At 71.1% G+C, this 23,368-nt stretch carries 24 protein-coding genes and 1 riboswitch; of the genes, 20 read left to right on the top strand and 4 right to left on the bottom strand.

The features are described from left to right. Window positions 1-9: 9 nt before the first annotated feature. From E2C04_RS09385 to E2C04_RS21975, 15 genes are all read left to right on the top strand, one after another. Complete coding sequence (locus tag E2C04_RS09385) at window positions 10-840, top strand: oxygenase MpaB family protein (protein ID WP_202977725.1); 831 nt, start codon at window positions 10-12, stop codon at window positions 838-840. A 50-nt stretch (window positions 841-890) separates the two neighbouring features. Further along, window positions 891-1,628, top strand: coding sequence for an acyltransferase (locus tag E2C04_RS20880; protein ID WP_275106483.1), 738 nt, complete (start codon window positions 891-893; stop codon window positions 1,626-1,628). Between the two features lie 316 nt (window positions 1,629-1,944). Next, the gene (locus E2C04_RS09375) at window positions 1,945-3,078 is read left to right on the top strand and encodes a hemolysin family protein (protein ID WP_238694221.1); all 1,134 of its coding nucleotides are present in this window, start codon (window positions 1,945-1,947) and stop codon (window positions 3,076-3,078) included. Window positions 3,079-3,108: 30 nt separating this feature from the next. Beyond that, window positions 3,109-4,164: a hemolysin family protein gene (locus E2C04_RS09370; protein ID WP_135832383.1), complete on the top strand. Its 1,056-nt coding sequence runs from the start codon at window positions 3,109-3,111 to the stop codon at window positions 4,162-4,164. Between the two features lie 75 nt (window positions 4,165-4,239). Beyond that, entirely contained in the window at window positions 4,240-4,854 is a 615-nt protein-coding gene (gene clsA / locus E2C04_RS09365; RefSeq protein ID WP_135832382.1) for a cardiolipin synthase ClsA, read from the top strand. After that, the gene (locus E2C04_RS09360) at window positions 4,847-5,767 is read left to right on the top strand and encodes a DUF881 domain-containing protein (protein WP_135832381.1); all 921 of its coding nucleotides are present in this window, start codon (window positions 4,847-4,849) and stop codon (window positions 5,765-5,767) included. Before clsA ends, E2C04_RS09360 begins: the two co-directional genes overlap by 8 nt. Window positions 5,768-5,769: 2 nt before the next feature. Continuing rightward, on the top strand, window positions 5,770-6,102 hold the full coding sequence (locus E2C04_RS09355; protein WP_135832380.1) for a small basic family protein: 333 nt from the start codon (window positions 5,770-5,772) through the stop codon (window positions 6,100-6,102). Beyond that, window positions 6,086-7,114, top strand: coding sequence for a DUF881 domain-containing protein (locus E2C04_RS09350; protein ID WP_135832379.1), 1,029 nt, complete (start codon window positions 6,086-6,088; stop codon window positions 7,112-7,114). Before E2C04_RS09355 ends, E2C04_RS09350 begins: the two co-directional genes overlap by 17 nt. A gap of 44 nt (window positions 7,115-7,158) precedes the next feature. Continuing rightward, a complete protein-coding gene (gene gcvH, locus E2C04_RS09345) occupies window positions 7,159-7,542 on the top strand; it encodes a glycine cleavage system protein GcvH (protein WP_135832378.1) in 384 nt (127 codons plus the stop codon). A gap of 111 nt (window positions 7,543-7,653) precedes the next feature. Further along, on the top strand, window positions 7,654-8,166 hold the full coding sequence (locus E2C04_RS09340) for an FHA domain-containing protein (RefSeq protein ID WP_135832377.1): 513 nt from the start codon (window positions 7,654-7,656) through the stop codon (window positions 8,164-8,166). A gap of 54 nt (window positions 8,167-8,220) precedes the next feature. Beyond that, window positions 8,221-8,919 carry a transcriptional regulator FtsR gene (gene ftsR, locus E2C04_RS09335; protein ID WP_135832376.1) on the top strand — a complete coding sequence of 233 codons (699 nt, stop codon included), beginning with the start codon at window positions 8,221-8,223 and terminating at the stop codon, window positions 8,917-8,919. Window positions 8,920-8,963: 44 nt separating this feature from the next. Continuing rightward, the gene (locus E2C04_RS09330; RefSeq protein ID WP_135832375.1) at window positions 8,964-9,449 is read left to right on the top strand and encodes a bifunctional nuclease family protein; all 486 of its coding nucleotides are present in this window, start codon (window positions 8,964-8,966) and stop codon (window positions 9,447-9,449) included. Window positions 9,450-9,647: 198 nt separating this feature from the next. Next, window positions 9,648-10,223, top strand: coding sequence for a MerR family transcriptional regulator (locus tag E2C04_RS09325; RefSeq protein ID WP_202977977.1), 576 nt, complete (start codon window positions 9,648-9,650; stop codon window positions 10,221-10,223). Between the two features lie 63 nt (window positions 10,224-10,286). Continuing rightward, window positions 10,287-10,382: riboswitch (glycine riboswitch) on the top strand. A 77-nt stretch (window positions 10,383-10,459) separates the two neighbouring features. Then, on the top strand, window positions 10,460-12,814 hold the full coding sequence (gcvP, locus tag E2C04_RS09320) for an aminomethyl-transferring glycine dehydrogenase (protein ID WP_420873076.1): 2,355 nt from the start codon (window positions 10,460-10,462) through the stop codon (window positions 12,812-12,814). Beyond that, window positions 12,814-13,401 carry a hypothetical protein gene (locus E2C04_RS21975; RefSeq protein WP_420873075.1) on the top strand — a complete coding sequence of 196 codons (588 nt, stop codon included), beginning with the start codon at window positions 12,814-12,816 and terminating at the stop codon, window positions 13,399-13,401. Before gcvP ends, E2C04_RS21975 begins: the two co-directional genes overlap by 1 nt. 37 nt (window positions 13,402-13,438) lie before the next feature. Here the strand turns inward: E2C04_RS21975 and E2C04_RS09315 are convergent, their stop codons facing one another. Beyond that, entirely contained in the window at window positions 13,439-14,275 is an 837-nt protein-coding gene (locus tag E2C04_RS09315; protein ID WP_135832373.1) for a formate dehydrogenase accessory sulfurtransferase FdhD, read from the bottom strand. Continuing rightward, window positions 14,272-16,722: an aminopeptidase N gene (pepN, locus tag E2C04_RS09310; RefSeq protein ID WP_135832372.1), complete on the bottom strand. Its 2,451-nt coding sequence runs from the start codon at window positions 16,720-16,722 to the stop codon at window positions 14,272-14,274. The genes E2C04_RS09315 and pepN overlap by 4 nt, the downstream gene beginning before the upstream one ends. Window positions 16,723-16,841: 119 nt before the next feature. On the opposite strand from pepN, the gene E2C04_RS09305 reads away from it, so the two are divergent. From E2C04_RS09305 to E2C04_RS09295, 4 genes are read left to right on the top strand one after another with little or no spacing between them, the layout of a single operon-like run. After that, window positions 16,842-18,560, top strand: coding sequence for a hypothetical protein (locus E2C04_RS09305; RefSeq protein WP_135832371.1), 1,719 nt, complete (start codon window positions 16,842-16,844; stop codon window positions 18,558-18,560). 10 nt (window positions 18,561-18,570) lie between these two features. Further along, window positions 18,571-19,095, top strand: coding sequence for an aminotransferase class V-fold PLP-dependent enzyme (locus E2C04_RS19735; protein ID WP_238694219.1), 525 nt, complete (start codon window positions 18,571-18,573; stop codon window positions 19,093-19,095). After that, complete coding sequence (locus E2C04_RS09300) at window positions 19,002-20,312, top strand: aminotransferase class V-fold PLP-dependent enzyme (RefSeq protein WP_238694506.1); 1,311 nt, start codon at window positions 19,002-19,004, stop codon at window positions 20,310-20,312. Before E2C04_RS19735 ends, E2C04_RS09300 begins: the two co-directional genes overlap by 94 nt. A 33-nt stretch (window positions 20,313-20,345) precedes the next feature. Beyond that, entirely contained in the window at window positions 20,346-20,810 is a 465-nt protein-coding gene (locus E2C04_RS09295) for an OsmC family protein (RefSeq protein ID WP_135832370.1), read from the top strand. Window positions 20,811-20,824: 14 nt separating this feature from the next. Here E2C04_RS09295 and E2C04_RS09290 read toward each other — a convergent pair whose 3' ends face one another. Beyond that, window positions 20,825-21,469: a peptidylprolyl isomerase gene (locus E2C04_RS09290; RefSeq protein ID WP_229721602.1), complete on the bottom strand. Its 645-nt coding sequence runs from the start codon at window positions 21,467-21,469 to the stop codon at window positions 20,825-20,827. A gap of 37 nt (window positions 21,470-21,506) precedes the next feature. Between E2C04_RS09290 and leuE the strand changes: the two genes are divergently transcribed. Beyond that, window positions 21,507-22,184 (top strand): leucine efflux protein LeuE, encoded by a 678-nt coding sequence (leuE, locus tag E2C04_RS09285; protein WP_135832368.1) that lies wholly within the window; start codon window positions 21,507-21,509, stop codon window positions 22,182-22,184. A 12-nt stretch (window positions 22,185-22,196) separates the two neighbouring features. Here the strand turns inward: leuE and E2C04_RS09280 are convergent, their stop codons facing one another. Continuing rightward, the gene (locus tag E2C04_RS09280) at window positions 22,197-23,087 is read right to left on the bottom strand and encodes a phenylalanine 4-monooxygenase (RefSeq protein ID WP_135832367.1); all 891 of its coding nucleotides are present in this window, start codon (window positions 23,085-23,087) and stop codon (window positions 22,197-22,199) included. Window positions 23,088-23,368: the final 281 nt, after the last annotated feature.

The raw sequence follows: 23,368 nt of genomic DNA, 5'->3' as shown, positions 1-23,368 counted from the left end.
CTTCACCGGGTGCAGCTGCAGCGGGCCGTGGGGCAGACGTACGGGCAGCGGGCGCTGATCATCGGTGCGACCTCGCCGGTGCCCTACGTCGGGACCAGCTCCTCGACCAAGGCGAAGGAGCGACCGTTCGCGCGGCTCTCCGCGACGGCCGAGGCGTTCGAGTCGATCTTCTTCGGTGACCGTGAGGAGGCCGACCGGGTGCTCACCGGGGTCCGCCGGATGCACACCCGCGTCCAGGGGGTACTGCCTCGTGACGAGGGGCGCTTCCCTGCCGGGACGCCGTACGACGCCTTCGACCCGCAGCTGATGCTCTGGACGATGGCGGTGCTCGCGGACTCGTCACACGCCTGCTTCGAGGCCCTGGTGCGTCCGCTGACCGTGGACGAGCGCGAGGAGCTCTGGCAGGACTGGGTGCGCTTCGGTGAGCTCTTCGGCATGCCGCGTGAGGTCGCACCCGTGACGGCAGACGCCTTCGACGCATGGATGGAGGCCCACCTCTCGGGCCCTGACTTCCACGTCACCGAGGAGGCTCGCGCCGTGGGGAGGGCGATCGCGCACGACATGCCCGTGCCCGGGCGTCTGCGCATCGGCACGCGTGGCACCAACCTGGTGGTGGTCGGCCTCCTCCCACCCCGCGTACGCGACGCCTTCGGGCTGTCGTGGAGCCCGGCGCACGCCGCCGGTCACCGCGCCCTCACCGCCGCGGCGCGGGCGAGTCAGCGCGTCGTCCCCGACCACGTGCGCCTCGGGCGCAACACCCGACTCTTCCGGATCATCGCCGCCACCGAGCGCAAGGTGATCGCCGCCGGTGGCACCACGATCGAGCTGCCGGTCAACTGACCCGGCGTTGTGGCCCACGGGAGGGCTACCCGCAGGTAGGGTCACGCCTCGTGAAACGACGTCACCGCCTGATCGCCGACGCCCTGCACCGGGTGCACGGCTGGGTCGAACGCGCCGGCGCAATCGCCCCCGGCACCGCCCTGGGCGACGAGTTCGGGACGTTGGCCCCCGGCAGCTGCATCGCCTTTCCGCCGATGTCGCTCTTCGGGACCAGGTCGATGCACGTCGGCGCCGGCACGATGATCGGGCGCCAGTGCTCGCTCGGCGTCGGCTACGGACCCGACGACGCGAGTGCCCCCGAGCGCGGCTTGGTCATCGGGGAGCGCTGCGTGGTGGGAGCGCGGGCCACCATCACCGCCCACGAGTCGATCGTGATCGGCGACGACGTCTGGTTCGGCCAGGACGTCTACATCTCCGACGCCAACCACGGGTACCAGGACCCGCACACGCCGATCGGCCTCCAGTTCGGCAAGCACGACCCGGTGGAGATCGGTGACGGCTCGTGGATCGGGCGCGGTGCGGTGATCCTGCCGGGCAGCCGCATCGGCCGCAACGTCGTGGTGGGCGCCGGCTCGGTCGTCAGGGGAGTCGTGCCCGACCACAGCGTGGTCGTCGGCGTCCCGGCCCGCGTCGTACGTCGCCTCGAGCCCGGCATCGGCTGGGTCTCGACCACGCGGCCCGGCGACGTGCTGCCCGCCGTCTCGACCGACGAGGTGGCCCGGGCACTGGGCCTCTTCCTGGTGGCAGAGGGGCGCCAGCTGGGCGAGCCCGAACCGGCCGCGTCGTGAGGCGTAGGATCGCCTGACCGCGTCCCCGGACCTCGAGGAGCAACACCCCGCATGGACGGTCACCAACCCAGCTCGCTGAGTCGGTTGCCTTGCGGTGCTGCCTGCCTCGACGGCGGGGAGGGCCCGTGACACCGTGGCTCCTGCTCGGCCTGTCCCTGCTGTTGATGCTGGCCTGCGGCCTCTTCGTGGCGGCGGAGTTCTCGTTCGTCACGGTCGACCGCAACGCCGTGGAGCGGGCCGCCGACGGCGGTGACTCCGCAGCCCTCGGCGTGCAGCAGGCCCTGCGCAGCCTCTCGACCCAGCTCTCGGGGCGCAGGTGGGGATCACGATCACCAACCTGGCGATCGGCTTCCTGGCCGAGCCGGCGATCGCCTCGCTCGTGGACACCCCGCTGGAGCGGCTCGGGTTGCCCGAGGGCGCGATCAGCCCCACTGCGGTCGGCATCGGACTCGCGCTCTCCACCTTCGGCACGATGCTGATCGGCGAGCTCGTCCCCAAGAACGTGGCCCTCTCGGTGCCCCTGGGCACGGCGCGAGCCACCCAGGGCTTCCAACGCGGCTTCACCCGCGCGATGGCCTTGCCCATCCGCGGTCTCAACAACTCCGCGAACGCGATCGTGCGGCGCCTGGGCATCGAGCCCCAGGAGGAGCTGCGCTCCGCGCGGAGCAGCGGTGAGCTCGCCTCCCTGGTCCAGCGCTCGGCGGTCGAGGGCACGCTCGACGCCGAGACGGCCGAGCTCATGGGCCGCTCGGTCGAGTTCGGGACCCGCACGGCCGGCGAGATCATGACCCCGCGGGTCCGCACGCACAGCCTCACCGACACCGACCGTGCCGAGGCGGTGATCGAGCTGGCCCGGCAGACGGGCCACTCCCGCTTCCCGGTCCTCGACCAGTCCGGCGCGATCGCCGGCACGGTGCACGTCAAGCACGCCGTCGCGCTGCCGCTGCACGAACGGGCGACCACCCGTGTCCGCCACATCATGGTCCGGCCCATCGTGGTCCCGGACTCGTTGCGCCTCGACCCGCTACTGGCGCTGCTGCGCCAGGACGGATTCCAGCTCGCCGTCGTCCTCGACGAGTACGGCGGCCACGCCGGCATCGTCACGCTCGAGGACGTCGTGGAGGAGATCGTCGGCGACATCTCCGACGAGCACGACCGTCTGGGCGACCGGACGCGTCGGCGACGTGACGGCTCGTGGTCGGTCTCGGGCCTGCTGCGCCCCGACGAGGTGGAGGATGCCACCGGGTGGGCGCTGCCCGAGCACGAGCACTACGACACCGTGGCCGGTCTCGTGGTCAAGGCCCTGGGGCGGCTCGCCGCGGTCGGTGACCGGGTCGAGGTCCAGGTGCCGAGTGCCGACCGGGAGGGGAGACGTCGTACGAGACGGTGGCCCTCACCGTGGAGCGCCTGGACGGGCGGCGCATCGACCGGCTCCGGGTGGAGGCCGTGACCCCGGCGGCCGCCGAGGGCGGTGACGTCGATGGGTGACCTCGCCGCCGTCGTGCTGGCCGTCGTGCTGCTGGCGTTGAACGCCTTCTTCGTCGGCGCGGAGTTCGCACTGATCTCCGCCCGACGCTCGCAGATCGAGCCGCGCGCCGCGGCCGGCTCGGCGATGGCGCGCTCCACGTTGCGGGCGATGGAGCAGGTCTCCGTCGTGATGGCCGGGGCCCAGTTCGGGATCACCGTCTGCTCCCTGGGCCTCGGTGCCGTGGGGGAGCCGGCGGTGGCCCACCTCCTCGAGCCCGTGCTGGAGCTGGCCCACGTGCCGCACGGAGCGGTCCACCCGATCTCGTTCGTGGTGGCCCTGACCCTGGTCGTCTACCTCCACGTGGTGCTGGGGGAGATGGTGCCGAAGAACATCGCGATCGCCGGTCCGGAGCGGGCGGCCCTGCTGCTCGGACCCGCAATGATGGTCCTCGTGACGGTGCTCAAGCCGATCATCCTCTTCATCAACGCCTGTGCGAACGTGGTCATCCGGGCGCTCGGGATCGAGCCGAAGGACGAGGTCAACTCCACGTTCACCCGCGAGGAGGTCGCTGCCCTGGTCGAGGAGTCGCGCGGCGAAGGGATGCTCGAGGCAGGGGAGTACGACCGTCTCTCCGGCGCCCTGGGCTTCACCGAGCGCACCGTCGCCGCTGTGCTGATGCCCACCGACACCCTCACCACGGTGCCCCGCGGGGCCTCGGGAGCCGAGGTCGAAGCCGTTTGCGCCGCCACCGGCTACTCGCGCTTCCCGGTCCGGGCCGACTCCGGCGACCTGGTCGGCTACCTGCACATCAAGGACGTCCTGGAGGTCGACGAGCCGCGTCGCGAGCGCCCGATCGACGACAAGTGGACCCGCCCCTTCGCCAGCGTCCGTCTCGACGACGCGCTCCACTCGGCGCTGGAGGCCCTGCAGCGGCGGGGAGCGCACATGGGCCGCGTCGTGGGGGAGGACGGGAGCACGCTCGGGCTGGTCACCCTGGAGGACCTGCTCGAGGAGCTGGTCGGCGAGATCCGGGACGCGGCTCACCACGAGGACACCCCGTCGTCCTGAGGTCTGCTGGGTAGGCTGGCGGGCGCCGAACCACGACAGGGCCGCGGAGCGCGCCGGGAGGGAGCATGGACGACCGTGGCTGACGTCCGCGCCGGGGACTCGCGCGTCCTCACCCTCCCCAACGTCCTGAGCTTCCTGCGTCTGCTGGGAGTCCCGCTCTTCCTGTGGCTCGTCGTGGTCGAGCGGCAGGTCACCTGGGCGTTCGTGCTCCTCATGGTCTCCGGCGTCACCGACTGGCTGGACGGCTACCTCGCCAGGACCCTCGACCAGAGGTCCCGTCTGGGGGCGCTGCTCGACCCGGTCGCCGACCGCCTATACATCTTCGCCGTCGTGGTGGGTCTGGCGTGGCGCGAGTTCATCCCGTGGTGGGTGGCCGTCCTGCTGCCACTGCGCGACCTGCTGCTCTGGGGCCTGGTGCCACTGCTCCGCACCCGCGGCTACAGCTCGCTCCCGGTGCACTTCCTGGGCAAGGCGGCGACCTTCAACCTCCTGTACGCCTTCCCGCTGCTCCTGCTCGGCGGCGGGGACGGGACCCTCTCCACGCTCGCCAACATCTTCGGCTGGGCCTTCGCCTGCTGGGGGATCGGTCTCTACTGGTGGGCCGGCGTGCTCTACGCCTGGCAGGTGCGGGTCCTGCTCCAGCAGACGGCGCCCGTGCCGCGTACGAGGGGAGGTCGGGTCCGTGGCTGAGACGCCGACACCTGGCCCGGAGCGCCCCGACGCGCCGACCGGCAGGCCACTGCCGCAGCACGTGACGATGCCGCTGCTGACCCTGCTGACCCTGCTCACCCGCGAGTCGATGGACGAGGGCTACCAGGCCGTGGCCGAGCGCAAGCGCCGGCACAGCCGTGAGAGTGGCGTGAAGGTGCCTCCGCCCTCGCGCCAGTCGAAGGTCGTCACCGCCGTGGCCGTGGCCGTCTTCGGCGTGCTGGTCGCGGTGGCGGCCATGCAGACCTCGCGCAACGCGGACGTCGAGGCGCTGGGCAGGGCGAGCCTGGCCGAGCGCATCCAGCAGGAGCAGGCCTCGGTGCGCGCGCTGAAGGACCAGGCCGGACAGCTCCTCGACGCCAACGCGAGGAGCGAGGCCGACCTGCGCGAGCTGCGTGCGCGCGAGGAGCAGCTCACGGCGCGGGTGAGCCGGCTGGGAGCCCGCACCGGCTACCTGGCCGTCCGCGGGCCCGGGCTGCGGGTCACCGTCGACGACGCCCCGAACCCGTCCCCCTCCCAGATCGTCCAGGACGACGACCTCCTGGTCCTCGTCGACGGCCTGTGGGCTGCGGGAGCCGAGGCGATAGCCATCAACGGCCAGCGCCTGACCGCCCTGTCGTCCATCCAGAACTCCGGCAGCGCCATCCACGTCAACGTCCGCCCGCTCAACCCGCCGTACGTCGTCGAGGCGATCGGCGACCCCGACCGGATGCCGGCGCAGCTGCTCGCCAGCGCCAACGGATCCTTGTTCTACTCCGTGGCGCGTTCGTTGGGATTTGCCCTGGACGTGCAGGATGATGACAACCTCGAGCTCCCGGCTGCGCGGGTCCGCCCCATGCGGTCGGCCACGCAGGGGAGCAGCAACGACGTCGACGACCGGAAGGAGAGCGAGTAGCAGTGATCGCCGCGATCGGACTGCTGCTCGGCGTGCTCGCCGGGCTGCTGCTGCAACCGGACATCCCCACCGGTCTCGAGCCCTACCTCCCCATCGCCGTGGTCGCGGCGCTGGACGCCGTGCTGGGCGCCTTCCGCGCCCACCTGGACGGGATCTTCGACGACAAGGTCTTCGTCGTCTCCTTCATGAGCAACGTCGTCCTGGCTGCCCTCATCGTCTTCCTCGGTGACCAGCTCGGCGTCGGCAGCCAGCTCTCGACCGGTGTCACCGTCGTGCTGGGCATCCGCATCTTCTCCAACGCCGCTGCGATTCGCCGCCATGTCTTCCACGCCTGAGCCGACGCGTCCTGCCAGCCCCGAGCCCGACGAGGTCGAGGTGGAGGAGGGCACGTCCGCGACGGTCGACGCTGCCGCGGATGAGGCGCCGGAGGACGGCGCGGTCGACCACGAGTCCGAGACGCAGGACCAGACGCAGGACGAGACGCAGTCCGAGACGGACGTCGACGAGCCGACGGGCTCCGAGGGCCGCGCCGAGTCGACGTCGCAGCCCGAGGAGTCAGACGCCCCAGGGCCCTCAGAGCCGTCCAAGCACGGCGACCAGGACGAGCCCGCCCTCGTCGGACGGCCCGCTGTGCGCGCCCGCCTGCGGCAGGTGTTCGTCAAGCCCGGCCGGTCGCAGATCGTGGTGGGCGCTCTGCTCGCTGCGCTCGGCTTCGCGGCGGTCACCCAGGTCCGCAGCACCCAGCTCGATGACTCCTACCAGGGTCGACGGGAGGAAGAGCTCATCGAGATCTTCAACGGCGTCGCCGGCACCTCCGACCGCACCCGCAAGGAGATCGCCCGTCTGGAGCAGGACCGCCGTGAGCTCCAAGTCGACACCAGCGCGCGCCAAGCAGCCGTCGAGCAGGCCGAGGCGCGGCTCAAGACGCTCAACATGCTGGCCGGTCTGGTCCCCGTCACCGGCCCCGGCCTGCGGATCACCATCACCGAGGAGGCGGGACGCATCAGCATCGACTCCCTCCTCGACACGATCCAGGAGCTGCGCACGGCCGGCGCTGAGGCCATCGAGTTCGACGGCCGGGTCCGCCTGGTCGTTTCGAGCTCGTTCTCCGACGTCGACGGCGTCATCCACCTCGACGGGGAGCCGCTGCGCTCGCCCTACGTGATCGAGGTGATCGGCGAGCCGCACACCCTGCACACCGGCCTCACCTTCCCGAGCGGGCCGATCGCGACGCTGCGGGGTGACGAGAGTGCCGACGTCTCCATCGAGGAGCTGGACTCGGTCGACGTGGAGAGCATCCGGTCGTTGCCCAGGGCGGAGTTCGCTACGCCGGCTGAGGGGCAGTAGCCTCGTCGGCAACGACCCGCAGCCACCTCGACGAAGGAGCCGTGATGTACCCGGAGGACCTGAAGTACACCGCTGAGCACGAGTGGGTGCGGAGCCCGGGCGAGACCGACGGCGCCGTCAGGGTCGGCATCACCGACTTCGCCCAGGACGCGCTGGGCGACATCGTCTACGTGCAGCTCCCCGAGGTGGGCGACACGATCACTGCCGGCGAGTCCTGCGGCGAGCTCGAGTCGACCAAGTCGGTCAGCGACATCTACGCGCCGGTCTCCGGCGAGGTCGTGGCCGTCAACGAGGCGCTCGACGCGACTCCCGAGCTGGTCAACAACGACCCGTACGCAGGTGGCTGGCTCTTCGAGGTCGTCCCCGCCGACGCCGGCGTGGTGGACACCCTCCTGGACGCCGCCGCCTACCAGGCTGGTCTTTCCTGATCCAGCCTCGTGGCGGTTGCCCCGACTGGTAGTTTCATAGCAACCTTGAGCCTCAGTCCGACCTTGAGGGTTTCTCGAGGCGGACGCTGACATCGTCGAAGCGGAGGACACATGCCGTTCTGCACGGCCTGCGGGAAGAACAACCCGGACGACGCCCGGTTCTGTGCCCAGTGCGGGACGCGGATCGCCGGTGCCCAGGACGCGCCCTCGGGCGACGCGGGTGCCGAGACCACCACGACGATCAGCCCTGTCGTGGAGCGGGTGGAGACCTCCGACCGGGACCTCAGCCCGGTCGACGCGGCCGCCGTGGACGGACTGCCCGAGGGCTCGGCCCTCCTCGTCGTCCAGCGCGGCCCCGGTGCCGGCTCGCGCTTCCTGCTCGACACCGAGCTGGTGACCGTCGGACGTCACCCCGACTCCTCGATCTTCCTCGACGACGTGACCGTGTCGCGTCGTCACGCCGAGTTCCGCCGCAACGGGTCGAGCTTCGACGTCACCGACGTCGGCAGCCTCAACGGCACCTACGTCAACCGTGACCGGATCGACGCCGTCTCGCTCACCGACGGTGACGAGGTCCAGATCGGCAAGTACCGACTCGTGTTCTTCCCCGGCCACGCGAGCTGACGACGCCGTGGTGACCGCATCCTCGGCCCAGTCCGGTGCCGCCCCCAGGGGCGGATGAACATCGGGCAGGTCCTTGACGTGCTGCGTCCGGACTTCCCGGACGTGACGATCCCCAAGATCCGGTTCCTGGAGGAGAAAGGGCTGATCGCTCCTGAGCGCACGCCCGCGGGCTACCGCAAGTTCTCCGACGCCGACGTCGACCGGCTGCGCTACGTGCTGCGGATGCAGCGCGACCACTACCTGCCGCTGAAGGTCATCGGTCAGCACCTCGAGGCGATCGACCGGGGCCTGGAGCCGCCTCCCATCGAGTCGGTCGTGCCGACGGTGCCCAAGGTGGCTCTCAGCAGCGACGGCACCCCCTCGCCGGAGTCGTTCGCGCGACGCTCCGACCTACGCCTGTCCCGACGTGAGCTGATGAAGATCGCCGAGGTCAGCGACGAGCTGCTGAACCAGCTGGAGCAGTTCGGGCTGGTCCAGCCGCGCCCCGGCACCGGTCACTACGACACCGACGCCCTGGTGATCGTGCAGACCGCCAAGGAGATGGCCGACTTCGGCCTCGAGCCCCGTCACCTCCGCGCCTACCGCAGCGCCGCCGACCGTGAGGCCGGCCTGGTCGAGATGGTCGTGGAGCCCCTGAAGCGGGGGCGTGACGCGTCGGCCAGCGCCCGGGCCGACGACACCATGCACCAGATCGCGGCACTGTCGGTGCGGCTGCACGCGACGCTCGTCAAGACGCGCCTCCAGCAGTCCTGACCTCGCTGGTCCCGCTCGTCAGGGCAGGGGAGTAGGGTTTCGGTGTGCATGAGTTGGACGTGATCGGCGTACGGGTGGAGGCCCCCTCCAACCAGCCCGTCGTGCTGCTCCGGGAGACCGCGGGCGACCGTTACCTCCCGATCTGGATCGGCGCGGGCGAGGCCACGGCCATCGCCTTCGCGCAGCAGGGCGTCGTGCCGCCGCGCCCCTTGACCCACGACCTCCTGAAGGACGTCCTGGTGGCCACCGGGCAGCACCTCGACGAGGTCAGGATCGTCGACGTGAAGGAGGGCGTCTTCTTCGCGACGCTCGTCTTCGCCTCCGGTGTCGAGGTCAGCGCCCGTCCGTCGGACTCCATCGCGCTCGCGCTGCGTACCGGCACCCGCATCGTCGCCTCGCCCGACGTGATGGCCGAGGCCGGCATCAGTGCGCCGGACGAGCAGGACGACGAGGTCGAGAAGTTCCGCGAGTTCCTGGACCAGGTGACGCCCGAGGACTTCGAGGAGCCCGGGGGCTCACCCTCCCCTTGAGGTTGAGGGTTTGCGACACGCCGGGTCGGTGCGTTGACCACCTCCGGTCCGCGCCTTACCTTGAACTGTCTCCGTTGTAACTCTCCAGATGTGATTCTGTCCTCGACAGGTCCCTCTTCCTTCCCCGAACGGGTTACGCTCAACGGAGTAGACGACGGAGGGTCCCCTGTGGGCGTGAACGAGAACGAGAAGGACAAGGTGGACGCAGCATCAGCTGCGCATGCCACCGAAGTCGCAGAGGAGCAAGGACTGCTCTTCTCCGACGACGTGTCCCCGTTGCCCAGTGACACCGGCTACCGCGGGCCCACGGCCTGCAACGCCGCCGGCATCACGTACCGGCAACTCGACTACTGGGCGCGGACCGGACTGGTGGAACCCACCGTCCGTGGCGCCACCGGATCCGGCTCGCAGCGTCTGTACTCCTTCCGCGACATCCTTCTCCTGAAGGTCGTGAAGCGGCTCCTGGATGCAGGCATCTCGCTGCAGCAGATCCGAACCGCCGTGCAGCACCTGCGCGAGCGCGGCACCGAGGACATCACTCGCGTGACCCTGATGAGTGACGGCGCCTCGGTCTACGAGTGCACCAGCAACGACGAGGTCATCGACCTGCTCCAGGGCGGTCAGGGAGTCTTCGGCATCGCCATCGGCGGGGTGTGGCGCGAGATCGAGGGGACGCTCGCCGAGCTGCCCAGCGAGCGCACCGCGGCCGAGTCCGACGCACCCGTCGCCGGTGACGAGCTGGCCGCGCGCCGCGCGGCCCGCAAGATCGGCTGACCGCACCACCCGGACACCAGCACCACGCCAGCGCCCCCGAATGCTAGATTCGGGGGCGCTGTCACATCCCATGCGGGAGAGCCTGGCGAATCCGTCGTCAGCGCCGAAGGGGCAATTCCTCCCCGGAACCTCTCAGGCACCCAGGACCGCGTGGAGCAGGCAACTCTGGAAGCGACGTGCATGCGGCGTGACAGAGGGGGAGGCGACCTCGATCGCCCGACCCCGAAGGACTCCCCGTGTCCGATCAGCCTTCCACCCCGTCCACCGCTGAGGCGCAGTCGGCCGACCCGGGGCTCGTCGCCCTCGACGGTGCGTTGCCCTTCTCGGAGCGCCACCTGGGGCTGCGCCCCGACGACGTGGCGCACATGGTCTCCCACCTCGGCTTCGACTCCCTCGACGCGTTGATGGACGCGGCCGTCCCCGGCGGCATCCGGACGGCCGACTCCCTCGACCTGCCGTCGGCCCTGAGCGAGGCCGCGGCCACCGCCGAGCTGCGTGCCCTGGCCGCGAGCAACCGCCCGGCCGAGTCGCTGATCGGCCTCGGTTACCACGGGACCATCACCCCGCCCGTGGTCCGGCGCAACGTCCTGGAGGACCCGGCCTGGTACACCGCGTACACGCCCTACCAGCCCGAGATCTCGCAGGGCCGCCTCGAGGCGCTCCTCAACTTCCAGACCATGATCGGTGACCTCACCGGCCTGCCCACCGCCAACGCCTCGCTGCTCGACGAGGGCACGGCAGCCGCGGAGGCGATGACGCTGGTGCGTCGCGCCAACCGCAAGGCGTCGGGCCCCTTCGTGGTCGACGCCGACGCCCTGCCGCAGACGATCGACGTCGTGCGCACGCGTGCCGAGGCGATGGGCATCGAGGTCGTGGTCGCCGACCTCACCGAGGGTCTCCCCGAGGGTGAGCTGTGCGGCGTCCTCGTTCAGTACCCGGGTGCCTCGGGACGCATCGTCGACCCGGCCCCGCTGATCGCGGCCGCCCACGAGCGCAACGCCCTTGGGGTCGTGGCGGCCGACCTGCTGGCCCTGACCCTGCTCGAGGCGCCCGGTGAGCTGGGCGCCGACGTGGTGGTCGGCTCCTCGCAGCGCTTCGGCGTCCCGCTCTTCTACGGTGGCCCGCACGCCGGCTTCATGTCGGTGGCCAAGGGTCTCGAGCGCCACCTGCCCGGCCGCCTCGTCGGCGTCTCGGTCGACTCCGAGGGGCGTCCCGCTTACCGCCTGACCCTGCAGACCCGCGAGCAGCACATCCGCCGCGACAAGGCCACCTCGAACATCTGCACCGCCCAGGTGCTGCTCGCCGTCGTCGCCTCGATGTACGCGGTGTACCACGGCCCCGAGGGCCTGCGCGCAATCGCGCAGCGTACGCACCGCTACGCCGCAGCGATCGCGACTGCGCTGCGTGCCGGGGGCCTCGAGGTCGCGCACGCCGACTTCTTCGACACCCTCTCGGTGCGGGTGCCCGGCAAGGCCGCCGACGTGGTGGCCCAAGGGCGGGCGCTCGGCCTGCACCTGCGGCTCGTGGACGAGGACCGGGTCGGCCTCTCGACGTCGGAGACCACCAGCGGCTCCACGGTGCACAGCGTGCTGCGTGCCTTCGGCCTGGAGGCCGCCGACCTCGAGCGCCTCGACGCCGCGACGGAGGTCTCCCTGCCCGAGGCCCTGCGGCGTACGACGCCCTTCCTCACCCACGAGGTCTTCTCCACCCACCACAGCGAGACGCAGATGCTGCGCTACCTGCGCCGTCTCTCGGCCCGCGACTACGCCCTCGACCGCGGCATGATCCCGCTCGGCTCGTGCACCATGAAGCTCAACGCGACCAGCGAGATGGAGCCGATCAGCCTGCCCGGCTTCGCCGACCTGCACCCCTTCGCCCCCGCGGAGGACGCGATCGGCTACCGGCGTCTGGTCAACGACCTCGAGGGTTGGCTGGCTGCCGTGACCGGCTACGACCGCGTGTCGATCCAGCCCAACGCCGGCTCGCAGGGCGAGCTGGCCGGGCTGCTGGCGATCCGCGGCTACCACGCGTCGCGGCGTGCGGAGGGTGAGCCGGTCCGCGACGTCTGCCTGATCCCGTCGTCGGCGCACGGCACCAACGCCGCCTCGGCCGTGATGGCCGGCATGCGGGTCGTCGTGGTCAAGGCCAGCGACGACGGCTCCGTCGACCTCGACGACCTCCGCGCCCAGTGCGTGGCCCACTCCCAGGACCTGGCGGCCATCATGGTCACCTACCCGTCCACCCACGGTGCCTTCGAGGAGGGAATCACCGAGCTGTGCCAGGTGGTGCACGACCACGGCGGCCAGGTCTACGTCGACGGCGCCAACCTCAACGCGCTGCTCGGCTACGCCAAGCCGGGTGAGTTCGGCGGCGACGTGTCGCACCTCAACCTGCACAAGACCTTCTGCATCCCGCACGGCGGCGGTGGGCCCGGCGTCGGCCCGGTGGCGGTGCGCGAGCACCTCGCGCCCTTCCTGCCGTCGCACGCCGACCACCCGGAGGTGGAGAAAGGGAGGGCGTCGGCCCGATCAGCGCCGCGCCCTACGGCTCGGCGGGCATCCTGCCGATCTCGTGGGCCTACGTGCGGATGATGGGCGCCCAGGGCCTCACCACCGCCACCTCCCACGCCGTGCTGTCGGCCAACTACATCGCGTCCCGGCTGGAGGAGCACTTTCCGGTGCTCTACCGCGGCCACTCGGGCCTGGTTGCCCACGAGTGCATCCTCGACCTGCGCGAGATCACCAAGGAGACCGGGGTGACCGTCGACGACGTCGCCAAGCGCCTGGTCGACTACGGCTTCCACGCCCCGACCATGTCGTTCCCGGTCGCCGGCACGTTGATGGTGGAGCCGACCGAGTCCGAGGACCTGGCCGAGGTGGAGCGCTTCATCGACGCGATGATCGCGGTCAAGGGCGAGATCGACCGCGTGGCAGCAGGGGAGTGGACCCCGAGGAGTCGCCGCTGCGCGGTGCACCGCACACCTCGCGCGTGCTGGTGGGCGACTGGGACCGCCCGTACTCCCGCGAGGAGGGCGTCTTCCCGGCCGGCATCGACCCCGACAAGTACTGGCCACCGGTGGGCCGCATCGACCAGGCCTACGGCGACCGCAACCTGGTCTGCTCTGCCCTCGCCCCTCGCCGGAGGCCTTCGCGGAGTGACCGACCGTCGTACGCGGTGACCCGGGGCCCGGCCCCTCCTGCGGGAGGAGTCGGGCCTCAGGCGTACCGGACGGTGCGCTCGGGCCCGGTGAAGCCGTAGAGCGCCAGGCCGCTGCGCCGGGCGAGGTCGACGGCGAGGCTGGTGGGGGCACCGACGGCGACCAGGCACCCGCTGCCGTGCGCGACGGCCTTCTGCACCAGCTCGAAGCCTGCGCGCCCGCTCACGACCAGGGCCGCGGCGCCGGGCGGGGCTCCGGCCAGCAGCCGAGCCCCGGCCACCTTGTCGACCGCGTTGTGGCGTCCGACGTCCTCACGGACCACGAGCGCGGTGCCGCCGGCGGTGAAGAGCCCGGCGGCGTGCACGCCGCCGGTGCGGTCGAAGTGGCGCTGGTGGTCACGCAGCGCGGCGGGCAGCGTGCGTACGACGTGCTCGTCCGGCAGCTCACCGGGCCACCGGGGGCCACGGGGTGCCACCAGCACCTCGTCGATCGTCGAGCTCCCGCAGACACCGCACGCCGACGAGCCGGAGGCGTGGTGGTGCGGCAGCGCGGTGGGGGTCCTGGCCGGCACGGTGGCCAGGGCGACCGTCACGACGTTGAACTCCTGCTCGCGGGGGAGTGCGACGTCGGTGCAGTAGGCGACGGTCTCCAGGCCGCCCGGGGTGAGCCACCCCTCGTGCAGCGCCCACCCGGCGGCCAGCTCGAAGTCGTGGCCCGGGGTGCGCATGGTGGTCCACACGCGCGTGCCGGGCTCGCCGGGCCAGCGCAGGCGGATCTCCAGCGGCTCCTCGGTGATGACGCGGTCCTCGCGGGTGCGCGAGGCGTGCTGCTCCGTGAGGTGCTCGGTCACCTGGACCCTGGTCGTGGGACCGGGGCGCCGGGGGAGCTCGCTCACGCCGAGCCCTCGACGAGCGACCGGGTGGCGAGGCGGCACTCGAGGTCGAAGGTGTGGTCGACCAGGTTGCGGCGCACCGTGGGGTCGAGCTCCTCACCGGCCAGCGCGTGCGCGCGGTCGACGGTGGCGCGGGTGCAGGAGGTGAACGGGAAGAACGAGCGGATCGCGGTGCCGAGCACCCAGCCGGAGTGGACCTCGGGCAGGGCGGGGAGCGCCTCGAAGAAGCGCTCCACGTAGGGCTCGGTGAGCTCCTCCTGGCCGGAGCGCCACATCCCGAGGCCGGCTGCCTCGAGCTCGTAGTTGGGCACGTCGGCCGCCCCGGTGAAGCGCTCCCACGCCCACTCCTTCGCCCATGCCTGCGGGAGCGAGGCCACGGCGCGGGCGTGCTCGACCCGGGAACGGGCGGTGGGCTCATCGGCCAGGGCGGCGTCGAGCTCCTCCTTCGTCGTGGCCCCGAGCACCGCCAGGCGCACGTGCAGGGCCCAGCGCAGGTCGAGGTCGAGCTCGATCCCGGCTGGGACGTCGCCGCCGAGCCAGGCGCGCAGTCGCTCGGGGTCGGTGCAGGTGGCCGCAGCCGACTGGAAGCCGGCCAGCTGCAGGGTCGTGCCCGCCGGCGCGGTCTCCACCCGGCGGCTGGCCGCCGCGTGGAGCGCGCGGGTGGCTTCCTGCGGCGCGGGGGAGAGGCCGACCACGGTGCGCAGGATCCACGGCATCACGCTCGCGAGCGCGTCCTCGTTGGTCTCGGTCGGCAGGGTGCGCTCGGCGAGGGCGACGACCCGGTCGGGGTGCAGCCGTCCGAGGGCGAAGGTGGTGCGCACGCTGTTCCAGGCACCTGCTCGCAGGGCGGCGTCGTCGCTGGTGGGCAGAGCGGTGAGGAGTGCCTCGACCGACGCGTCGTCCAGCGTGGCGGCGGCCCAGGTGTCCTCGTACGGGTCGAGCAGGACGGCGTCGGCTTCCGGCGCGAACGGCGTCGTGTCGTCGCTGACGGTGACGGGGGTGACCTCCCACGCGTCGTCGCGGGCCACGGCGACCCGGAAGGCGTGCGTGCGGTCGGCCGGGTGGTCGGCCGGCGGCGTTCGCAGCAGTGCCCCCGCGGAGCGGTCCCACGCCAGGGTGTCGGGGCCTGCGGTGCGCAGCCACGCTCCGGTGAACTCCTCCAGGCCCTCGGCGCCCGCGCGGGTCCACGAGTCGAAGAGGTCGTGCATCGTGGCGTTGCCGTAGCGGTGCCGGTCGAAGTGGTCGACGGCTCCGGCAAAGAAGACGTCGTCGCCCATCCGCGCGTTGAGCTGCTTGAGGATGCTGGAGCCCTTGGCGTAGGAGATGCCGTCGAAGTCCTGCAGGGCGGCGGTGGCGTCGACGGCGCCGTTGCCCGCGACCGGGTGGGTGCTGGGGCGCTGGTCGGCGTTGAGTCCCCACTGGCGTCGCAGGTAGGCGTTGTGGGTCCAGGCGTCGGAGAACTCGGTGACGTCGGCGGTGACCCGGTTGCCCATGTACTCGGCGAAGGACTCGTTGAGCCAGAGGTCGTCCCACCACTGCGGGGTGACGATGTTGCCGAACCACTGGTGGGCCATCTCGTGGGCGACCGTGGTCGCGCGCTGGATGCGTACGCCCCGGGTCACCCGGCTCGAGAAGACGAGCGGGTCCCGGAAGGTCACGCAGCCCGGGTTCTCCATGGCGCCGGCGTTGAACTCCGGCACGAAGGCCTGGTGGTAGTTGCCGAAGGGATAGCGGATGCCGAAGAGCCGGTGGAACTCGTCGAAGCACGCCTTGGTGACCGTCAGGAGCTCCTTGGCGTCGGCCTCGAGCGCGCCGGCCAGGGACTGGCGGGCGCTGAGCCCGAGCGGGATCCCGTCGTGCTCGTCGTGGATGAGGTGGTAGGGCCCGGCCACGAGCGTCACGAAGTAGGTGGAGAGCGGGGGCGTGGTGGCGAGCTCCCAGACGCCGGGCTCGACCTGCTCGCCCGGGGCGTTGCCGATCACGGTCCAGTCCTGCGGCGCGCGCACGTGGAAGGTGTAGGGCGCCTTCAGGTCGGGCTGGTCGAAGCAGGCGAAGATGGTCGGGGCGGCGTCCATGAAGGACATCCCGTAGACGTAGCGGCGCCCGTCGGCGGGGTCGACGTGGAGGTGCAGCCCCTCGCCGTCGTTGCGGAAGGGCATCGTCGCGACCACCTCGAGGCGGTGGGTGCCCTCTGGCAGGTCGAGGGGGAAGCGCCCACGGTCGAGGAGGTCGAGGTCCAGGTCCCGGCCGTCGAGGCGGACGGCCTCGACGGCGGTCGGCTTCAGGTCGAGGAAGGTCGATCCACCGCGGCTTGAGACGTCGATGACGGTGGTCGACGCGAAGGTGGTGTCGCCGGTCAGGTCGAGGGAGACGTCGTAGTGCTGGACGTCCAGCAAGGTGCGTCGTTCGGTCGCTTCCGTGCGCTGGAGACTCTGGTAAGGGCTGCTCACCCATTCAGAGTATTCGTACTCAAAACACCAAGACAGGTGCGGTGGCAACCTCCACGGGCCCTCTGGACGTCCTAGGTTGTGCAAGCGCGATTCGGCGCGCTGTCCTTGGAAGAAGAGAGATGAGCCACGTGAACCGACCGACACGTTCCATCACGTCCCTCGCGGCGGGCGCTGGCCTGCTGCTGAGCACAGCCGCCGTGGTGCTGGCCAGCAGCCACACGGCGAGCTCCGCACCGCCTGGCGGTGACTGCGCCACCCCGTTCCCCGTCGCCGAGCTCGAGTCCGGTGACGCCGTCACGGGGCTCACCGTCGCCAAGGGCACCACCCCCGCCGGGTTCACCGGCGAGGTGCTGGGCGTCGTCGAGGACGGCATCGCGCCCGGTCTCGACATGGTGATGGTCGACCTGACCTCGCCCGACATCGACCGCGTCAAGTCGATCTGGCAGGGCATGTCCGGCTCGCCGGTCTACGCCGCCGACGGCCGCCTGATCGGCGCTGTCGCCTACGGCCTCTCCTACGGCCCCAGCCAGATCGCCGGCGTGACGCCCTTCGAGAAGATGGACGACTACCTCGGCGCCGCCTCCCGCAGCACCGTCACTCTCGACCGGGCCGACGCCCGGGCCGTGGCCCGTTCGGCCGGAGTCACCCAGGCGCAGGCGGCCCGCGGCTTCAAGCGGCTCTCCGTGCCGATGGCGGTCAGCGGCATCAACCCCGCACGCATCGACAAGGTCGCCAGGCGCGAGTACCTGCGTACGCCGTTGGCCGGAGCCAGCTCGGGTGCCGCGGTCGGCGCCGAGACCATCGTGGCCGGCGGCAACCTCGGGGCCTCGGTCTCCTACGGCACCGTCAACTACGCCGGCGTCGGCACGGCCACCTCGGTCTGCGACGGCGAGGTCGTCGGCTTCGGCCACCCGCTCGCCTACCTCGGGGCCACCACCGCGGCGCTCCACCCGGCGTCGGCCGTCTACGTGCAGCCCGACCCGGTCGGTGCCGCCTTCAAGGTCGCCAACCTGGGCGCCCCCGTCGGCAGCATCACCGACGACCGCTACGCCGGGATCTCCGGCGCGTTCGGCGCCGCACCCAAGGGCACCGTGATCAGCGCCCGGAGCGTCTTCGGCTCGCGCAGCTTCGCCGGTACGTCGACGGTCACCGTCCCGCTCTTCACCGGCGAGGTCGCGTGGTACCACCTCGCCACCGTCAACGACCGCGCCGTCGACGGGATGACGAAGGGCAACGCGCTCGTCTCCTGGTCGATCAAGGGCAAGGACGCGAAGGGCAAGGCCTACGAGCTGAAGCACACCGACCGCTACCTGGGTTCCTACGACGTCACCAGCGAGGGCGTCGGGGAGCTGCCCGACCTCGTCTGGTCGCTCAGCGAGCTCGACGGCGTGACGGTCGACTCGGTCACGTCCGACTCGAAGATCGTCACCGACGCGAAGCGCCTGAAGGTCTCCGAGGTGCACCGCAAGGTGAAGGGCAAGTGGGTCAACATCACCGGCGACCTCACCCTCAAGGCCGGCAGCAAGGTCACCCTGCGTGCAGCGCTCTCGGGCAAGGGCACCCCGGTCTACCGCACCATGACGCTGACCGTGCCGAAGAAGCTCAAGGGCAAGAAGGCGCCGCTGTGGGTGCGGGGTGGCTACGACCACGCCGGCCAGGGCGGCTGGGGGTCGCTGCCGGGGCTCAAGACGTACGTCGCCACGAAGGTCCGCAATGACCAGGTCGTCGCGCAGCTCGGCAACGCCCCGGAGGGCAAGGCCGCACCGGCGCAGGCCGTCGCCGGCCACACGAGCAACGTCGTGACGGGTCAGAAGCGCATTCGCGTGATCATCAAGTGATGATGGGGGCATGACGCCCCAGCACTCCGCCACCGGCCCCGGACTCCCCACGGAGTCCGGGGCCGGTGCGCTCCTCCGGGCCGTGCGTGACGCGGTCATCGGGGAGGACCACGTGATGTCGACCCCCTACGGCCAGCGCCGGGTCACCTACGCCGACTACACCGCGTCCGGCCGGGCCCTCACCTTCATCGAGGACTTCATCCGCGACGAGGTCCTGGCCTCCTACGCCAACACCCACACCGAGTCGTCGGGCACCGGCCTGCAGACCACGCGGCTGCGGGAGGAGGCACGCGCGATCATCCGCGCCAGCGTCGGAGGCGACGAGGAGACCGTCGTCCTCTTCACGGGCTCGGGCAGCACCGCGGCCATCGCCAAGCTGATCGGGGTCCTGGGACTCCGCATCCCTCGGTGCTCGAGGACCGGTTCCACTTCTCGCAGCACGTGCCCGCCCATGAGCGCCCGGTCGTCTTCATCGGCCCCTACGAGCACCACTCCAACGAGCTGCCGTGGCGCGAGTCGCTGGCCGACGTCGTGACCATCCCGGAGGACGCCGACGGCCGCATCGACCTCGCGGTCCTGCGCACCGAGCTGGAGGCGTACGACGAGCGTCCGCTCAAGATCGGCTCCTTCTCGGCCGCGTCCAACGTGACCGGCATCGTCTCGGACACCTACGGCATCGCCGAGGTGCTGCACGAGCACGGTGCACTGAGCTTCTGGGACTTCGCGGCGGCCGGCCCCTACGTCGAGATCGAGATGAACGGGGACCCGGCACGGCCCGGCTCCCACAAGGACGCCGTCTTCCTGAGCCCGCACAAGTTCATCGGTGGTCCCTCGACGCCGGGGGTGCTGGTGGCGCGCCGCGAGCTCTTCGCCAACCGGGTGCCCGACGTGCCGGGCGGCGGGACGGTGTCGTACGTCAACACCGACGCCCACCGCTACCTCGCCGACCCTGAGCACCGGGAGGAGGGCGGCACCCCGGCGATCATCGAGGCGATCCGTGCAGGCCTGGTCTTCCAGCTGAAGGCGGCGGTGGGGGTGCCGGTGATACGGGCGGCCGAGGAACGTCTCCTCGCGCGTGCGGTGGCTGCGTGGCAGCAGGAACCGGCGATCGAGATCCTCGGCAACCTGCAGGCAGAGCGGCTCTCCATCGTCTCCTTCGCGCTCCGTTCCCCGTCGGGGCGCTACCTGCACCACAACTTCGCGGTGGCGCTGCTCAACGACCTGTTCGGCATCCAGGCCCGCGGCGGGTGCTCGTGCGCCGGACCCTACGGCCACCGGCTGCTCGGCATCGACCTGGAACGGTCGCTGGAGTTCGAGCGGGAGATCAGCGGTGGGTGCGAAGGCATCAAGCCCGGGTGGGTGAGGGTCAACCTCAACTACTTCCTCTCCGACGAGGTGGCCGACTACATCGTCGAGGCCGTGCGGATGGTGGCGCGGGACGGCTGGAAGCTGTTGGGCGACTACCTCTTCGACCCGGCGACCGGGCGGTGGCAGCACCGGCGCGGCCCGGGTGAGCCGCCCCTGAGCCTGCACGCAATCTCGTACGACGGTCCGACGCCGACCTTCCCGACGGCTGCCGCGCGCGGGGGAGTGGAGCTCCTGGCCCAGCACCTCGCCGACGCGGCGGCGCTCCTCGCGGCCAGCGAGGGTCCGGACCTCGACGCACACCCGGCCGACGTCTCCGACGACTTCGAGCACCTGCGCTGGTTCGACCTGCCGGCCGACGGCGTACGCCCGCAGCCAGCGCGGTGACGCGGCCCCAGCAGCGGTCACTATGATCTGCCCATGACTGACGCGCCCCGCCTCGACGTCCCGACCCCGGCCATCCCTGCGGAGAACCACCGCGCGGTGCAGGTGAGCAAGATCGGGCACAACCGCTTCAAGGCGACCAACGGTCGCGGCGGCGAGACCTACTTCGGCACGGGTGGCGACGACCCGGACTTCTCGCCCGTCGAGCTGCTGCTGGCGGCCATCGCAGGGTGCAGCGCCATCGACGTCGACCTCATCACCGCCAAGCGCGCCCCGGCGATCAAGTTCGAGGTGCTCAGCGAGGGCGACAAGGTGCGCGACGAGCAGGGCAACCACATGACCAACCTCCGGCTGACCTTCGACCTGGAGTTCCCCGAGGGCGAGGCCGGCGACGCCGCGCGCTCGGTGGTGCAGCGCTCGATGGAGCAGAGTCGGGACCGTCTCTGCTCGGTCAGCCGCACGGTCCAGATCGGCGAGCCGGTGGAGTTCCGCCAGGCCTGAGGCGGCCGGTCAGGTCACTCGACCTCGACCGCGGAGATGACGGCCTTCTCCTTCGGTGCGCCGTCTCCTGCCGGCTCGGACCCCTCGTCGGCGATCCCGGCGACGACGGCCACGCTGTCGGCGTCCATCTGCCCGAAGACGGTGTAGTCGGGCGGGAGCGGGGTGGCTTCGTACACGAGGAAGAACTGCGAACCACCGCTGTCGGGCGCCTGCGTCTTCGCCATCGCGACCGTGCCGGCCGGGTAGGTCTCGGAGCCGTCGACCTCGTCCGGGATCGTCCAGCCCGGCCCACCCGTCCCCGTGGCGGTGGGGTCTCCGCACTGGAGCACGAAGATGCCCTCCGTCGTCAGGCGGTGGCACTCGGTGCCGTCGAAGTAGCCCTGCTTGGCGAGCGTGACGAAGCTGTTGACGGTGCAGGGCGTGCGCTCGGGCGTCAGCTCGATCGTCACCGGCCCCTGGTCGAAGGTCAGCGTGGCGGTGAGGGAGTCAGCCAGGTCTGGCTTCTCGTCCGGGGGATCGACCTCCACCGCTGCGGCCTGGGCTGACGGGTAGTCACACGTCCCGCTGGCTGACGGCTCGTCGTCGGAGCATCCGGAGGTGAGCGCAGCGACGGCGAGGGTGACGACGGCCACTCGAGCCGCACGGGGGAGGGAAATCATGGGGCGATGGTAGGGGAGTCCGTGTGAGAATCCGTCCATGCTCGGTGTCGTCGACCTCCCCACCTACCTCGTGGGCCTCGTCGTCATCATCCTGCTGCCGGGGCCGAACTCGTTGTACGTCCTCTCGGTGGCTGCTCGCTCGGGTGCGCGTCCGGCGTACGGCGCGGCGGCGGGGGTCTGGACCGGCGACGCCGTCCTGATGACGTGCGCGGCGGCCGGTGTCGCCTCGCTGCTGCAGAGCCACGACCTGCTCTTCTCGGTCGTCAAGTACGCCGGGGCCGGTTACCTGAGCTGGATGGGCATCGGGCTCATCCGCGGTGGGTTCCTGGCCTGGCGACGCCACCGCGGACGTGCCACGGTCGAGCTCGTCGAGGAGGTCGAGCAGGCCTCGGGCGGCGTGGCGGTGACCAGCGGCGTGGCCTACCGGCGAGCGCTGGTGGTCAGCCTCCTCAACCCGAAGGCGATCCTCTTCTTCGTCTCGTTCTTCGTGCAGTTCGTCGACCCGACGTACGCCCGCCCGTGGATCTCCTTCCTGGTGCTGGGCGCCTTCGCGACGCTCGCGAGCGTGATCTACCTGAGCGCGCTGATCATCGGCGGCGTGCGTCTGGCCGACGTCTTCCGCCGCCGGCAGGCGATCACCGCCGGGGTCACCTCCGCCGCGGGCGTGGTCTTCCTCGGGTTCGCGCTCAAGCTCTCCGCCGCCACCGCCGGCTGATCGTCCGAGCCGTCAGCGGACGGCCATGTGGGCCATCCGGGCGATGGACTCGTCGGTGCAGGTCGCCCAGAAGTGGCCCACCACGTCCTCGACGTGGGTGAACGACTCCGCGGCGTAGAGCACGTCCTGGTAGGCAGTGATGTCGTAGTTGGCCGTGCCCATGGAGACGAGGTCGAGCGGACGGATGGTCACGTCGCGGAACTCCTGGATCTCACCGGGGGAGGAGAGGATCCCGGCTCCGTACGCCCGCAGGTCGCCGCGCTGCCACAGCACGCCGAACTCGAGCGTGAACCAGAAGACCTTGCTGACGAACTCGAGCGCGTCGTCGGTCTCGACGCGACGCGCAGCTGCTCCGGCGAGCTCGTACAGCGCCGTGAAGCGGGGGTGGGCGAGCGTGTTGCCGTGCCCGATCACCTCGTGGATGACGTCGGGCTCAGGGGTGTAGAGCGGCACGGAGTGGTGGCGGACGTACTGCGTGGACCAGAAGCGGCGGTCGGCCAGCGCGCCGTAGAAGGCGCGCAGCGGCACCAGTCCGGCGGCCGGTTGGTAGCCGAATCCGGTCAGGGGAGCCAACGTCTGGCTGACCTCGCTGAGCTGCGGGATGTGGTCGGTCGGGAGGCCGAGGATCTCCTTGCCCTCCAGGAACTCGCTGCAGGCGTAGGTGCGGTGGCTCTCCATGAGGACGTCGCTGACGACCCGCCACACGTCGTGCTCGGCGTCGGTGTAGTCGGCCGTCGGGCACGGGTCGCCGGGCTGCCACCGCGCGGCGAGCGTGGCGAGGTGGTCGCGACGGGCGCGGTACTCAGGGTCGTTCAGACCGGGGTGATTGGCGCCCAGCTGCACGCTGAGGGTGCCGTCGTCCTTCTCGTGGACAGGTGCGAAGTACTGACCTTCTTCGAACATTTATCCATAGTCGGACAAGTTCAACGGAACTTCTAGCGTCAAGACGCCTTGACTTCGCAGGATTGACTGTGTTGTTCGGCGTTGGCGCAGGGGAGTGGCTGCCGCGGCGCCTCGTGGTGACAGAGTGGCGCCGTGGACCGACCTGCCCTGACGATCGGCTTCCTGCACACCTCCCCGGTGCACGTGGCGACGTTCGACGCCCTGGTGACGCCGTACGCCGGGGTGCGGACGGTGCACGTGGTCGACGAGTCGTTGCTCGAGGATGCTCGCCGCGACGGTGT

The organism is Nocardioides daphniae (assembly GCF_004777465.1).
In the GTDB taxonomy this organism is placed as follows: domain Bacteria; phylum Actinomycetota; class Actinomycetes; order Propionibacteriales; family Nocardioidaceae; genus Nocardioides; species Nocardioides daphniae.
This window is presented reverse-complemented; position numbering and strand designations above follow the sequence as displayed.

Excerpts from the sequence above, each read along its gene's own strand:
- E2C04_RS09370 (WP_135832383.1), top strand. The coding sequence starts at position 3,109 with ATGGGTGACCTCGCCGCCGTCGTGCTGGCCGTCGTGCTGCTGGCGTTG.
- E2C04_RS09350 (WP_135832379.1), top strand. The coding sequence starts at position 6,086 with ATGTCTTCCACGCCTGAGCCGACGCGTCCTGCCAGCCCCGAGCCCGAC.
- gcvH (WP_135832378.1), top strand. The coding sequence starts at position 7,159 with ATGTACCCGGAGGACCTGAAGTACACCGCTGAGCACGAGTGGGTGCGG.
- E2C04_RS09340 (WP_135832377.1), top strand. The coding sequence starts at position 7,654 with ATGCCGTTCTGCACGGCCTGCGGGAAGAACAACCCGGACGACGCCCGG.
- ftsR (WP_135832376.1), top strand. The coding sequence starts at position 8,221 with ATGAACATCGGGCAGGTCCTTGACGTGCTGCGTCCGGACTTCCCGGAC.
- E2C04_RS21975 (WP_420873075.1), top strand. The coding sequence starts at position 12,814 with ATGGGCGCCCAGGGCCTCACCACCGCCACCTCCCACGCCGTGCTGTCG.
- E2C04_RS09305 (WP_135832371.1), top strand. The coding sequence starts at position 16,842 with ATGAGCCACGTGAACCGACCGACACGTTCCATCACGTCCCTCGCGGCG.
- E2C04_RS19735 (WP_238694219.1), top strand. The coding sequence starts at position 18,571 with ATGACGCCCCAGCACTCCGCCACCGGCCCCGGACTCCCCACGGAGTCC.
- E2C04_RS09295 (WP_135832370.1), top strand. The coding sequence starts at position 20,346 with ATGACTGACGCGCCCCGCCTCGACGTCCCGACCCCGGCCATCCCTGCG.
- E2C04_RS09290 (WP_229721602.1), bottom strand. The coding sequence starts at position 21,469 with ATGATTTCCCTCCCCCGTGCGGCTCGAGTGGCCGTCGTCACCCTCGCC.
- leuE (WP_135832368.1), top strand. The coding sequence starts at position 21,507 with ATGCTCGGTGTCGTCGACCTCCCCACCTACCTCGTGGGCCTCGTCGTC.
- E2C04_RS09280 (WP_135832367.1), bottom strand. The coding sequence starts at position 23,087 with ATGTTCGAAGAAGGTCAGTACTTCGCACCTGTCCACGAGAAGGACGAC.